The organism is Ancylomarina euxina (genome assembly GCF_003863355.1).
GTDB classification, from domain to species: domain Bacteria; phylum Bacteroidota; class Bacteroidia; order Bacteroidales; family Marinifilaceae; genus Ancylomarina; species Ancylomarina euxinus.
In genome coordinates this window covers 29,374-44,212 of sequence record NZ_QQWG01000023.1, presented here as the reverse complement: position 1 = coordinate 44,212, position 14,839 = coordinate 29,374, and the positions used below count along the sequence as shown (strand labels likewise).

Annotated in this window: 8 protein-coding genes; all 8 read right to left on the bottom strand. The window is 37.5% G+C overall.

Features of this window, described 5'->3' with window-relative positions:
- Positions 1-149 precede the first annotated feature (149 nt).
- The gene (locus DWB61_RS16045; protein WP_125031942.1) at positions 150-1,994 is read right to left on the bottom strand and encodes a beta-N-acetylhexosaminidase; all 1,845 of its coding nucleotides are present in this window, start codon (positions 1,992-1,994) and stop codon (positions 150-152) included.
- A gap of 738 nt (positions 1,995-2,732) precedes the next feature.
- Positions 2,733-4,352 (bottom strand): beta-N-acetylhexosaminidase, encoded by a 1,620-nt coding sequence (locus tag DWB61_RS16040; protein ID WP_158614451.1) that lies wholly within the window; start codon positions 4,350-4,352, stop codon positions 2,733-2,735.
- Between the two features lie 193 nt (positions 4,353-4,545).
- Positions 4,546-5,865: a Gfo/Idh/MocA family protein gene (locus DWB61_RS16035; protein ID WP_125031940.1), complete on the bottom strand. Its 1,320-nt coding sequence runs from the start codon at positions 5,863-5,865 to the stop codon at positions 4,546-4,548.
- Positions 5,866-5,889: 24 nt separating this feature from the next.
- Entirely contained in the window at positions 5,890-7,344 is a 1,455-nt protein-coding gene (locus tag DWB61_RS16030; RefSeq protein WP_125031939.1) for an SUMF1/EgtB/PvdO family nonheme iron enzyme, read from the bottom strand.
- 297 nt (positions 7,345-7,641) lie between these two features.
- Positions 7,642-9,201 carry a discoidin domain-containing protein gene (locus DWB61_RS16025; RefSeq protein ID WP_125031938.1) on the bottom strand — a complete coding sequence of 520 codons (1,560 nt, stop codon included), beginning with the start codon at positions 9,199-9,201 and terminating at the stop codon, positions 7,642-7,644.
- A gap of 323 nt (positions 9,202-9,524) precedes the next feature.
- Positions 9,525-10,847 (bottom strand): DUF3472 domain-containing protein, encoded by a 1,323-nt coding sequence (locus DWB61_RS16020; protein ID WP_125031937.1) that lies wholly within the window; start codon positions 10,845-10,847, stop codon positions 9,525-9,527.
- Between the two features lie 258 nt (positions 10,848-11,105).
- Entirely contained in the window at positions 11,106-12,917 is a 1,812-nt protein-coding gene (locus DWB61_RS16015; protein WP_125031936.1) for a DUF3472 domain-containing protein, read from the bottom strand.
- Positions 12,918-13,144: 227 nt separating this feature from the next.
- On the bottom strand, positions 13,145-14,806 hold the full coding sequence (locus DWB61_RS16010; RefSeq protein WP_125031935.1) for a RagB/SusD family nutrient uptake outer membrane protein: 1,662 nt from the start codon (positions 14,804-14,806) through the stop codon (positions 13,145-13,147).
- Positions 14,807-14,839 lie beyond the last annotated feature (33 nt).

Here is a 14,839-nt window from a genome sequence, read left to right as displayed (position 1 = left end):
AAATAAAAAACCAAGTCTGTAAGAATCTTTTAAATGGTATAAGACAGTAACAATGGCTATCAATAAGTTTATTCTTTAAATAGCAATAAGCTTGTTAATTTCCTCTACAACAGTTCTTTTAATTAAGAATGTATCACTTCTATATTAAACTATTTCTTTTCTATCACACTCTCATATTTACACATTCTGCCACTCGTTGATGTCGTGATAAACTTCAACTTATCGCGAAGATCAGCGGGCAGAGCTTTTGTATATATTTCTGACTCAAATGTTGGCTTTGTTCCATCTAAAGTATAATAAATATCAGCCTCTGGATAAGGCTTAATCAGAAACAAAGAATCTCCTTCAATATTCACACTAGCCCTTGGGATACGGTACTTCACATTTTGGGAATCCAGCCTTTTAAAGTGATAAGCTCCCATGCGTTTCATAAAACCCTCATAGTCTTGATGTTTAGGTTCACTCCAACCCACTTCGGCAATTGCACAGAGTCTGGGGAAAGTTTTGTAGTAAAACTGTTCTTGTTCCGGCACCAAAAACTCAGTCCAAAGAGCTGCACTTATCCCTTTTATGTACGCTTGACTTTCCTGAGGAATAGACTCCAATGGATCATAGCTGTATGTCTTTTCCATACTTACAAAGCCAGCCCACCAATGCCCTTGTTCCTGAGGATGCTTGGCTTCTTTCATGTCAAAATAACAATACTGTCCAGCTGCCATGATAACATCAATCCCTTTTTTTGCCGCTTCTATTCCCGGACCTGGCCCTGTCCATGACATTATGCTTGTACCGGAAGGTAGTTCGCCACCATGCAATATTTCGTTCCAACCAACAGGTTTTTTCCCATATTTTGTAATGATTTCGCTTACCCGTCCTACAAAATAGTTCTGAATATGACTCCCATCTTTGAAGTCTTTAGTTTTCATTAACTTTTTGCATTTAGAACAGCTCAACCACTGATTTTGGTTGACTTCATCACCTCCAAGATGGATGTAATCATATGGGAAAAGTGCCGCAACTTCAGCAATAATATCATCCAACATTTTAAATACCCGTTCATCGCCAGCACATAAAACATTACCGCTAATCCCATTTATATCAGCCGAACCTTTGGTATTGCAAGATGTATTCAAACTTTTATTGATGGCAAACGAATGACCTGGCACATCAATTTCGGGCAAAACTTTTACACCTCTTGTAGAAGCATATTGAATCAACTTTTTAATCTGCTCCTGGCTATAAAAGAATGGCCCGTATGGATCGGTATCTGCTGCCTGCGATTTCGGGGCTGAGGCATGACTGAATACAGGAATATCTTTTCCTGTACCTCTAACTGCACCAGTTTGTGTCAGTTCCGGATGGGATTTTATTTCCAGCCTCCACCCTTGATCATCAGTCAGATGTAGATGTAACACATTGATTTTATGCTGTGCTAAAAGATCAACATATTCAAGCAGGTCCTCGAATTGGATAAAATGTCTGCTGACATCCAAAAGCATACCTCTGTAATCAAAACGAGGAGCATCATCCACAAGCATAGCTGGTAATATATAGTCTGAAGATATTTTATGGCCTCCAAATACAGATGGGGGAAGTAGTTGTAAAAAGGTTTGAATCCCATAAAATACACCAGCAGGACTACCACCAACAACGGATATTTGTTTCTTATCAACAGCTAGTTGATACTGCTCTGGTTTTAAGTCCTTATTAATAGAAAGTAAAAAGTTGCCTCCCTTCTTACTTTCAATATCGCTTGATAATGAAAGTGATAATATTTCAGTTAAATATTCCCCTTGATTTCGTAACGAATCAGAATAACTAATTGATTTTATTTTACCTAGTTTAAAGCCACATTCTCCATTTGGTTTGACAGATTTCACTTGGGGTAAAACACGGGAATATACAAAGCTTTGTGCATCCTGAACGCTAGTTTTATGACAGCAAGCGCTAAACAGAACCATACAAAAGATAATGTAGGTGGTTAATGATCTCATAGGTTTATTTATCAGGTTTGGGTTAGTTAATTTTAATTCTTATATGTTTATTCTATTTGATATTTGTACTGTATTGAACTTATTTGAAAGGCACTACCACAACATTCTCCCCAAGCTACTCCGTTGGGAACTCCTTTACCCTCTCCAAGCTTAATAATTGCCATCCATGACTCTAACAAGCTGAATATAGCCATTGAGCATTCTCGGATTCCCTCCCTACACACAATGTGGAAATTCTTTATTTCTTTAATTTCCTTTATGAATTGGGCTAATCACCACTGTACAAAAAGGCGATCTTAAATTTCTGCTTTCATTTTTTTATCTGCTTTAAGCAAAACTGAGTGATCCCACTGAAATAAACAGGACTAATAAGAATATTAATCTTTTTTTTCTTCCATTATATTTTACTTTTCAACAAGCTCTCAACAAAAAAACTCTTTATCAATCTTTCATCTAATAATCATTCAGTTCATTCCCATTATATTTATCACAAATTGCAAGTAAAAAGAGGAGAATTAATTAAAAGCCATGTACAACTAAAGCTACCAAACTCAATCACAACCTAATTCTCCTCTAATCACGAACCTAAATTTTAAAACATACCTACAGCTGAAGCTACTCTTTGGGGAATCACGTCTAACTTTTGTCATATTCACTGTCAAAATTTGTCTGTGTAAGGCATTAAATAAGTGTATTCAATCCTCAGCTTAGGTTCCTATTCTTTTTAAAAAAAAATGTCTAATCTTGATTTGAAAAATCCTTCTTCTCAAACTTATCAGCGTATCCAATTCCTTCTTTTTTCCATCTTTCAAGCATGTGCTTTAGATTGGCACCAAAAACAGAGTATTGTTTTCGCTCTTTGGCAGTCCATCCCACTTCAGCATAAGCAGCCAAACGTGGAAATACCATTCTGTCCATATCCGACACTTCAGGAATCCATTCGCCCCACATTTGGCATCCACTGCCCAAAACTTTGGCATGATACTTTTTATCAAGACCTTCAGGAATAGGATCGAATGCGTAAGCCTTTTCAAGAGGGATATAGTTATGGGAATAATCCAGATAAGTATACATGTGATATGAATTCACAATATCGTAACCCTTTTTCACTGCGTCATTAATCAAATCAAGATTTCCTTTCCAGAAGTGAATGATAGCACTGGTAGCCAATTTTTCTTTGACCTCAACATCTTCGGCCTTTTGCCATTCGTGTACATTTCCTCCCAGTATCTCATTCCATCCCATCATACGATGCTCTTTCTTATCGATAAAATTCGATACTTTGTTTGTAAAGAAAATCTGCAAATCAGCCGGACTTGCCAAGCCCTTCTCTTTCATAAAAGCCTGAACTTCTTCAGACTCTTTCCAAGCATCAAATTTGACTTCATCACCGCCAATATGAATGGTTTTCCCTGGAAATAGTGCCATCACTTCAGAAAGCACATCTTCGATAAAGGTATACACCCTAGGATCGGATACATTATAAGAATCAGGTAATTTCCCGAATACAACAGGCGTCTCTTTCAATTCTCCAATGGTTCCCAACCAGGGATAGGCTGCTATGGCTGCCGATGCATGTCCGGGCATTTCAATTTCCGGAACAATGTTTATATGTCGTTCTGTAGCATAAGCAATAATCTCTTTAATCTGATTCTGGGTATAGAAACCACTGTGCGATTTTCCTGAACGCTCTTTACTGTTCCAACCCCCTATTTGGCTATCCTCACGTGTAGAACCAATACGGGTTAGTTTTGGGTATTTTTTTATTTCGATACGCCATCCCTGATCATCTGTTAAGTGCCAGTGAAATACATTCATCTTAAGTAAAGCCATTTGATCAAGTAACTTTTTCACCTGATCCATTCCCTTAAAATAACGTGCTTCGTCGAGCATAAATGCTCTCCAGCTAAATCGTGGTTGATCCTTAATCTTTACAGTGGAAACTGATAGCTCACCACCCGCTTCATTCAAATCAAGAGGCAATAATTGTTTTAATGTTTGTATGCCATAAAAAACACCTGCCTGATTTGAAGCGGTAATTTTAATAGCTTTCTTCCCTACCTCAAACAAGTAGCCTTCTGAGCCAATCTCATCTGCCAAATTCTCGTCAAGCTTAAGCACAATACCTTTCGCTCCTTTTGAAGTAAGTTCCAAGCCTTTCTTAAAAGCAGGTTCCAACATTTTTTGCAAATAGATAGCATTTCCGCAATTACTTGCATCGGCAATGATTTTTGTTTTTGATGTAATTATAAAGTATCCTGTTCCTGTTTCCACATTTAAAGGTTGGGGAATAACATTTACATTTTGAGCCATAGCTGTTGTTGCCATTAAAGACACCAGAAGAATTAATAATTTCATTTTATCCATAGTTTTTTTTAATTATCAACATGTTTCAGGACCTGATCATTTATCAATAAAAATAGAAGCATCACCCAAATTTCAATATGTTATCCTTATAAATATATTCCTAAATTCATTATCTAGTGGCTAATTTTAAACTAGCGGCAAGATTTAGCCTAAAAGAACATACCTTTTAATTTCACACAACTAATTATATCCCCACTCCTGGCACAGGAATGGATATATCCACATCAACTTTTCCAAAGCTGTAATGCTTCGGTGAGAGGTATAAGTCAGAATTCATCATCTCTTCCCATGTAACTTCCTTTCCTGTATAAGCCGAAATTCGTCCCATGATACCCGTCATGGTTGACTCCGCTATGGCTTGGGTTTCATTGACTGGCTGACCTGTCCTAATAGCTGTGACCCAATCGATATGCTCCTGATCAAAGGGGCTTATCTCAAGAACCCTATCATCATTTCCATATTCGAATGACCACTTAATGCTAGAATCCTGATTATAGATTGTATTTTGACAATTGGTGTACCCCAGCGTTCCTCTGACTTGATCTGCAACATTGTTTTCGCAACCATTGATTTGTCGACACATGTTGTGGTAATGCACATCATTTTCGTAAAGAAAATCGACACTAAACATATCGTACTGATTGCCCGTTAATCGACGATGCCGTGCACCAAATCCCACCGCTTTTATTGGATGTTTGCCCACAAACCAATTCACGGTATCAAGATTGTGTACATTTTGTTCTACAATATGGTCGCCCGAAAGCCAACACCAGTTTACCCAATCACGGATCATAGCCTCCATTTCAGTCCATTCGGCTTTGGGCTTCTTATGCCAGAGTTTCCCCACATTATAATAGCTATTCGCTGATACAACATCCCCAATTTCGCCTTTTGCAACTTGCCTAAAAGTTTCAATATAATCTTTTTGATGACGCTTAATGGTACCCGTCACAATTGACAAACCCAAAGCATCTGCCCTTTCTCCCGATATCATAACCGATCGAACTCCAACCGGATCAACCGCAATAGGCTTTTCCATAAACACATGTTTACCTGCCTTAACACAAGCCGCTAAATGCTCAGGTCGAAAATTTGGTGGTGTGGCAAGAATCACCACATCTACACCACTGTCCAACACCTTTTCAAAAGCATCAAATCCAACAAAGCAATGTTCTTGTGGAACTTCAAAACCCTTTTTCTCCATCAACATTTTATTGCAAAGCTCTATTTTATCAATAAAAACATCAGCTAGAGCAGTGATTTCCAAGTTGGGTCCCGCATTCAAAAAATTGAAAGCAGCCCCGGTTCCCCGATAACCACAACCAATAAGCCCTGCTTTCAAAACAGGACCATCAGGTGCTTGTCCAAGTAAAGGCGGATAAGCATAAGACCTCTCTTTTTTCAATTCACATTGAATAAAACCAGTAGCACCAAGTGCACAAAACATGCCTATGGTACTGGCATTTTTCAAAAATTCTCGTCTGGCGTTTTTAGCTATATTCATCGTTCAAAAAGATCAAATATTCATTTATTGTTTTTCGCTGGATTCATCCCATTCACAAACTAGTCTAAAACCTACATCCCGACAATCGGAATACCACCAAATACTTTTAGGCATTTGAGGATCGGTTTTTAACCAATTATCATGCTGTGTGCTTTCGCGATAATTAACTCGTACATCTTCTTGTTTAGATCGATACGAACCACCTTTAATGACTCTCTCCTTCCCGTTCCTTGGACCTTTGGGATTGAATAAAATTGAATCTATTTCATTTTCAAAAGGATTTGAAGAATACCAATTAGAACAAAATTCTTTAACGTTCCCCAACATATTAATTAAGCCCCGGGAATTGGCTAGTAAAGCTTCCGGCAAATGTGTTTTGGCTTCAGAATTATCCCGATAAATGATCATGGAATTAAACTCTGCTTCAGATACAGTTTCGTATTCAATTGAATTTGTACCACAAGCATATTCCCACTCGGCTTCAGTTGGTAAACGGTAGGTTTTTCCTGTTTTCTTTGAAAGCCACTTACAATAAGTATGGGCGGCTTGCCAGGTCATGCTTATAGCAGGACGTTGTCCCATACCCCAGCCCTGAGCGGGATCACCCCAGGGAGGTGTCGCTCCTGTTATGACATCAATATCATTAGAATTCACCTCATCAGCATGTACACGACCTTCCGATTCAACATCTCTGAGAAAAACAAGATAAGCGTCCCATGAAAGTTCCACCTTTGCCATAAAAAAGCGCGAGAGTTGTATTTCCTTGCGACTTACAGGCTTCTTTTTAAATTTATTGTTGGCATAAATCGCCATCTGGAAAGAGCCAGAAGGAATGGCAATCATATCGAAAGAAACATCAGAGCCAGGAATTTGTTCTTTGTAATTTTCAAAACTGCTTATTCGGTTGGCTTCAGTAAACCAAATCACTGAATCAGTGGTCATTTTCTTTAGAAGAGACATATTTTGACCATGAATGGCTTTATGCACTCCATGCCCCACACCAATGTGGCAATTAATACAATGCAATTCATCCTCATTGCTTCGATAATACAAATGTGATTTTTCACCTTTAGCCGATAAGGAAAAGGGAAACAAATTTTCGTGACAACTGATGCAGGACTCTTTTGGGGTAAAATGCAGCGCATTTTCAATATCCGATTTCTCCGCCCAATTAATCTTAGCATGATCTTTAAAATAATAGCTATATAAATCACTCGTCCCAGCTTTAATCTTCTGAGGCCAATAGTCTATACTTTCTTTGGGAGGCAAATGACAGTCAACACAACCGATCCTCTTAGTCGAATCTGTACTATAATGTGAAGATAAGACCCAGGATTGCCTCGCATCAGTATGCGCATGACAACTTATACAATAGGAATCTCCTGAGGTATAAGCATCCAATTTTTCAATTGAACGATAGCTCCAAACAAGAACTATAACAACTACGATTACACCTATTATCCTACTTTTAAAACTCACCTTTTCAAGTTCTTATTAATATTTCATTTAATGGTGTATAGCTGACTATTAAAGTCAGCTTATTCCATTATACATCTTTATAAAACTAAAAAAAAGAGGAGAATCAATCTAAAGCCATTTACAAAGCGACCAAACCTATTCTCCGATTTCATCTCCTCCATTAACTAACCAAACTTATTTGTCTATTCTTATATTTAGAGTAATCTTTCAAAGCCAACAGAAGGTTTTTCACCCTCTTGTATTCTCTACTAAAAAATGAAGTGACATCTGTTTTATTTCTGAAAACCTCTCTTACAATCAAAAACACATAATCTCAGCCATTGCTGCATATTGTTGACCATCGAAAGCTGAATTTGCAATGATCTTAAAATACCTAAAGCTTGTTTTATTGCCAAGCGACACATGATGAAGGGTATTGATTTCCTTCAATTGGAAATTGCCAATACTTTCCCACTGAGCATTATCAGTGCTTACCATTATTTCGATGTCTTTCACTTTTCGCATACCATCTCGTTGTAAAAAGGAGAAACCGGATACATCATGCATAGCATCCATATCGATAGTCAAATGGTGTGGATAAGACGTCGCATCCTGAGACCATCTGGAGTGCCAAAAAGTATCTGCATCACCATCTAACACATAACTTGCCAATTCGTTATTTTCTTCGGAACTAAAATCAATGACTTGCCAGTTCGTTCGGTCGAAATTTTCTTTGTCACCAAATTCAATGATTGGTTCATTATTTTCCAGGCTATAAGAATATGAAATATTAGAAATTTCACCATCTGAATGACAAAAACGCAATCGCAAAACGTAAGGTGTGTTATCTTTTTGATGCAGTTCACTCATGGGCATGGAAATATTAAACGCATTACCTCCTTCTACCGGAGCAGCCCAGGAAACCGCATCGTAATCGGCATTATCAGTCGCAGGATCGTTATAAAAGCAGACGTAATTCACGTCCTTGTTGGTATCGAAAGTTCCTGATATTTTTAACTCACCGTTGGTATAGGATGCCAAAACAGAGGTGATCTGAAGAGAAGCACCAGTATAAAATGTATCCTCAAAATCGCTGATCACCTGACAATTATTGAGTATTGCACAACTAGCTCTTGTTAAAAAGGTTGGTGATTTCCCATAAGTGTAGTTGCCACCACCCATTAAGGCTGTGCCTTTATTTGACTTATGTACTTCGGACACCTTCTCTTTATTATGAGGAAGATTAAGGCCGTGCCCTAGCTCATGCAATAAACCACCAATGTACTTCGATGCATCATTTCCTCTTTTGCTATTCTCACCAAAAAACCTGACATCCATTTCGTTATAATCCATGGCGAAGCAGTAACGTCCCATACCGTAATAAGGAACATCTCGATTATCACAGTCCAGAACTGGAGTAAGGATAAGCGTATGATCGCTATTTCTTTCACCTACATTGGCTGCAAAGTAAGCATCTACTTCCTCAATGATTTTGGCTCCTCCACCCTCATAAGGATAGTTAGAAGTTGGATATTTGGCTTTCAGGTAAATTACTTTCACCCTATCCTGATCCTCATCAACCAACATATTGTAGGTCTTGTTTCCAAAGCCATACTCTTGCATATGCTTTCTATAAAAAGCCTGTCCGTGCAACAAAATTTCACTCAGTCTTCGGTGTGACTCCTTTCTTTCTTTCACATCCGTTGGAAGGAAATACACAATATTTAAATTGTATTTGGCCGATGAACTGTAGTTAAAAGTTTCCTCTTCTGGTTTAGGTTCTTCGATTTCAGGAGAATCTTCTTTTGCACATCCTGCAAAAAGGATTAGTAGAAAGAGAAAACAATAAACGGGACTTAACTTGAATAATGATTTCATTATTTATTTATTATAGGGTTAAATTTAAATTCATTCAATATTAAGTATTAGGCAAAATTCAACTAAACGGTCTTACCAAGTTTCGTGGGCAATTAAACAGTTTCTTATCAAGAGAATAAACAAGCAAGACTAATAAATGCGTTTATATTTCAAGAGCAACCAACTTAGTATACTAGCAAAAGTTTATAAATTGAATTGTATGATGAATTTACTTTTTAAAAAAGAGGAGAATCAAGCTAAAGCCATTTACAAAAGCTACCAAACCTATTCTTCAGTTTCATCTCCTCTCATTACTAACCACTGCGTTATATGGATTCCATGATCTATGGTAAATTTTCAAAATCGATAAGAGGTGCTTTACCTATACTTTCTCTTTTGAAATAAGTATCCATAATAGTTCTATCACTAAAAAAACCACAATTCTTCAAAAAGAAACGTGTTCCATCCACACCACCGGCATAGTCTAAACGTGAATTCTTTCTTGCAGTAGCATCGGCAGTAAATTTCGCCTCCTTTATTTCAAACCATTTGCCTTCAGTGTTGCGAAGCCACTGGTTTGAATATGTTCCCATCCGGGTAAACTGCCCCATTTCCGTCATAAAATTCTCAAGAAATGAATGCGGACGGGTTAAATATGTTGACGTTTTCGGACGTCTGAAACTTGCAATCAATTCCCACTTGCCTATCTCCGGCGCAAAAAAGTAGGCCGTATAATCGGTGGAATTATCTACACTTGGTTTAGCTCCCAAAATGAAACGATATTTGTTTCCTGCTCTCCAATTATATACCCGATAACTCTGTCCTCCGGAGCCTTCGTTCCCGAATTCACCAGTTTTCACCTCTGCTCCTTTTTTTAAAAGAGTAATTTTCTCATCATCAGGAATATCATTAGGGTTATCAGTCACATAAGGACTCCAAACCGAGAATAAAACTCTTCGTTCCGTTTCAGAATTAACCTGAATACCAAAGTAACCTTCACCAAAACCATTTGCCATAAAGTATGAACCGATCACATCGTTTCCTTCTGGCACTTCAATTTCATTATAAAACCATCTGATATCTCCAGCCTCTTCTGGCACTTTGTACGACAGGTGAACAGAAGGTCCGCGGCGTCCCCAATAAAAATCATCTTTCACAAAATCAGTTCCTGCTGATGTCGCTTTTCCACCAATCACCAATTGAGAAACCTCAGCAAAATATTGATCCGTTTTTGAAACCCCTTGCATGTCGATTTGCACATAACCATTTTGAGGCACATCGAAATAGCCTACAGGAATAAGATCTGATTTCTTATTGCTAATTGTAATTTCTTTAGACTCTTCTCCAATAGTTATTCTTACTGTTGAAGAGCCTTTCAGTGATTTGGCTTTTACACCCAGGCTCAACTGACCTGTACCATTTACTCTCACGAAAGTTCTGATTACTGATGACTCCTTATTCCAATTTGTCAGTCCCTTATCAGAAATCATCCTCTCGTTTAAAGAGACATCATTTACGACCCAGGCATTACCCGCCAGAGGTACTGTTATTACTAAATCTTTAGTTGTCTTAAACTCTTCTTTCTTCTTTTTTTTTTCAAACGAACAGGCTGATAATACACAAACCAATATGAAAGAAACCAATATAGAATATCTATTTATTTTCATTTATTTAATTTTTATAATCCCAAAAGTCATAAATATCCTAAACAAAGAAGTGGACATATTAAGCTAGAAGGTCGAATTTTTCACAAACAACCAATATACAGTACATACTTCACTAAAACCCAAATATTTTTCATCAAGTAAAGCATCACTCGAATGGTGATGCTTTATTCAAAACATGGTAACCCGTGCCTGTAAAGCAGGAGATAAAAAAAAGAGGCCGTTTTAAATTTGAGACAGCCTCTTAATACAATTTCATGCTTACTCTACAATATAGGTTGCAATTTCTGCCATTGCTGCATTATTGGTTCCATCATGAGATACTTTCGCTATAAATTTAAAATATCGGAACGTTTGTGCTGTACTCAGTTCGATCGTTTGCTGATTGGTTTCTTTTTCCAAAACAAAATCACCCAAACTCTCCCAAGTTGCATTGTCATCACTTATTTGGATTTCTAAATCCTTAACCGTTCTGGAAAGATTTTGTCTTTGAGTAAAGCTAAAACCATTGACAGTGTTGGTTTGCCCCATATCAATCGTAATATGATGAGGTGCTGTAGCGGTGCAACCCGACCAGCACGAATGCCAATAAGTATTATCATCTCCATCAAGCACATCAGCAGCCCGACCAGTATCTCCTTCACCATCTTTATCTTCCTGAGAACTATAATCTACTACAGCCCACCCTGTTCTATCCATTATCACTTGTATTGACGGTGCTTCAATGGAGGGAACTTCTAGTTTCGAAAAATCAATAGCGGGAGCTGTTCCATTTGCTGTTCTCGTAAATGATGTATTCGGCGTTTCATTATCACTAAAAAAACCACAATTTCTTAAATAAAAATGATCACCTTCTTTTCCACCATCATAATCCAATCGAGCTCCGTTACTTCCGGTAGCATCTGTTGTAAAAGTCGCATTAGTCATTTCACTCCAGCTTCCCTGAGTATCATAAACCCATTGGTTTGTGTAATCCACTTGTCTGGTTTCATCACCCATTGTGGTATTGAAATTCTCTAAGAACGAATGTAAACGTGTTAAATGCTTGCCAGTAGGAAATGGTCTTCTAAAACTGGCTATCAATTTCCAGTCGCCAACTTCAGGCGCGTAGAAATAAGCCGTATAATCAATAGAATTATCAGCATTCGATTCACCTTTTAATAAAAACTTGTAGGTTGTTCCTGGTTTCCAGTCATAAACCAAATAACTCTGAGCTCCAGAGCCTTCACCACCGAACTCTCCTACGGTTACACCTTTACCATACCCCAGAGGTTCTACGGTATACTCTGCTGGAATCTGATTTGGATCTTGCGTATCAAATGCGCTCCATACCGAAAACAAGATACGTCTCTCTGTTGCGGAATTGACTTGCATTCCAAAATAGCCAGATGAAAAGCCATCAGCCATAAAATAAGAACCTATTGGATCTTTCCCAACAGGAACAGTCACTTCGTTGTAAAACCAGGTGATATCTTTATTGGCAGGCTCTTCGAAGTTTAAATGCACTGAAGGACCTCTTCGTCCCCAGTAGAACCATTCTGCATCCACAAAGCTAATGTTAGAACTCCATGATGAATCCCCTAATAAGATATCAGAGATATCACCAAAAGAACTTCCTCCATTGCTTACGCCTTCCAGTTCAATAAAATGATAGCCTGTTTGATTAATATTAAAGGTGCCTACATTATAATCTTTATAGGCATTCCCTTTTTCAAAAGTAAGCTCCTGATTTTCATTTCCGAGCGTTATTTTTAATGTTGTAGATACGCCAAATTTGGCACGAATACCAACTTGAATCGTTCCTGTGGTTTTTGCATAAAAATAGGTGCGAATTTTATCATCTGAATTCGTCCAATTTTTAATACCGCCTGTTACAACTAGATTTGCGGTAGCAGCTGGATTAGCAACGACCCAACTATTCCCTTCACAAGGGACTGATATTGACAAATCGTAAGTTACTGGTTTGCCTTTTTTCAAACTTTCATCTTCAGGTAAAGTTTCTTCTTTATCACAAGAATAGAAAAATAACAAAGCCGATAGAAATGTTAATAAGCCTAATTTGGTAATTTTCATAACAAAATTTTAATTGACAATTTGGTGTTTTATGTTTTATCACTCAATAACTACTTTATTTTTTTGTAAAATCCTAAAAAAAATAACCTCAGGGAATGCCCTGAGGTATCAAAAGGAGTTTACTTTGTAAACAAACTAGTTTTCGACCCAGGGATCGGAGTATTAACCACATTTTAATACAATAAGACTTTGGTAAAGTCTTATTGTATTAAGTGATTATTACTGAATTATGGATTTTGTACCAAATTAGGCTGTGCTAAAATCTGAGCTTCCGGAATATAGTCAACAACACGTGGGCTTGTTGACGGAACAGTTAATAAAGGATTAGCACCTCTATCGTGTGTTCCCGGATATCTGCGATCCAAAGTTAAGCCATTTCTGAAAATATCGTAACGGCGGTGAGCTTCGAAAGCAAGTTCTATGCGTCGTTCCTCAAGTACAATTTCCAATAATGTTCTTCCAGCTGGAACGTCAGTGTATGTATCAATATTTGCACGTTCTCTGATAAGGTTAAGATCTTCTAATGCACCTGATGTGTTACCCGTTTTAGCACGAGCTTCCGAACGGTTCAAATACATCTCTGCCAAACGCGAAATAACTGGTGAGAACAATTGAGGTTGCCCTTCCTGATTTGAACATTTTATCACGAAATATTTAGGATACCCTTGTCTTACAGGCATTTTCTTTGTCAATTTCACATAGGTTTTTCCACTGATATTTTCACCTTCAGTGATAAAATACACTGTGTTACCGTTTACATCTTCAGTTGAAACAGTTTTTGTGCCATTGTAATCATATTCCCAATTGCCACCATTATTAGTAACAGCATACATTTGGAACATTTTAGAACCCACCGGAGATGCTTTGTCGTAAGAATATGTGATCTCATAATCGTCACCATCTACAAATTGAGGGTCAATGAATTTATGTCTTCTATCCGAAGGATTTTGATCAAGTAAATCTCTGAAAGTCTCAGAAGCATACATTTCACCCCAACCTACACCATCAATTGTAGCATACATACCTCCAAAAGCATACCAATTGTAATCATCTTCGTCTTTCAATGCTCTACATGCAAATATGATTTCCGAATTTTCTTCCGGTACCATTGTTGGAAAAGTCTCGTATTCAGAACCTGAAATTAAAGAGAAGTTATTTGATTCGATAACCTTAGTAGCATACTCTGCGGCTTTTTCATTATCTTCCATATATAAATAGACTCTGGATAATAGGGCATTGGCAGCTTGTTCAGATGCATAGATATTATATTCTGAATCAATTCTTTTAAATTCACTCATCAACTCAGCCGCTTCTAATAAATCTCTTAGAATAAGATCGTAAACTTCCTTAACAGTAGCACGAGGAGGTAAATTATCTGCATCTGGTTCAGCATCTAAGATAATTGGAACACCCAAATTCGAACTTGGGTTTTGAGTATATGGTCGTCCCCAAATATTGACTAAATTGAAATAAAAGAAGGCACGTAGGTAATACATTTCACCAATAACGTGATTTAATCGAGGCGTACCTGCTTGTGCTTTGTCGATGACTTTATTCGCATTCACAATCCCCTTATAACAGTAAGACCACAAACTATTTAAATGGCCATTTGTTGGCGTATGCTGGTAATTATACATGTAAAATAAGGCGTCGGTCGTAGAACCGCTTAATGCAATATTGTCACCACCAAATTCACCATGAAAGTGGTAAGGACGCATAAACTCATTCTTTTTCAATAGGGCATAAGTCCCCAAAGCTGCTGCTTCGATACCTAATTCATCGGCAAATACTTTATCATCTGATAAATCCTGAAACGGTTCTCTGGCGATATCACAAGCACTAAACGAAAGTGCTATCAGAATCGCAATAAAAGAATATATATTTTTCATTTTCATGTATTTAATCATTAATAATTTTTACTT

Bases quoted from the DNA above. Each gene is read 5' to 3' on its own strand.
- DWB61_RS16020 (WP_125031937.1), bottom strand. From the start codon at position 10,847: ATGAAAATAAATAGATATTCTATATTGGTTTCTTTCATATTGGTTTGT.
- DWB61_RS16040 (WP_158614451.1), bottom strand. From the start codon at position 4,352: ATGAAATTATTAATTCTTCTGGTGTCTTTAATGGCAACAACAGCTATG.
- DWB61_RS16010 (WP_125031935.1), bottom strand. From the start codon at position 14,806: ATGAAAAATATATATTCTTTTATTGCGATTCTGATAGCACTTTCGTTT.
- DWB61_RS16015 (WP_125031936.1), bottom strand. From the start codon at position 12,917: ATGAAAATTACCAAATTAGGCTTATTAACATTTCTATCGGCTTTGTTA.
- DWB61_RS16025 (WP_125031938.1), bottom strand. From the start codon at position 9,201: ATGAAATCATTATTCAAGTTAAGTCCCGTTTATTGTTTTCTCTTTCTA.
- DWB61_RS16035 (WP_125031940.1), bottom strand. From the start codon at position 5,865: ATGAATATAGCTAAAAACGCCAGACGAGAATTTTTGAAAAATGCCAGT.
- DWB61_RS16045 (WP_125031942.1), bottom strand. From the start codon at position 1,994: ATGAGATCATTAACCACCTACATTATCTTTTGTATGGTTCTGTTTAGC.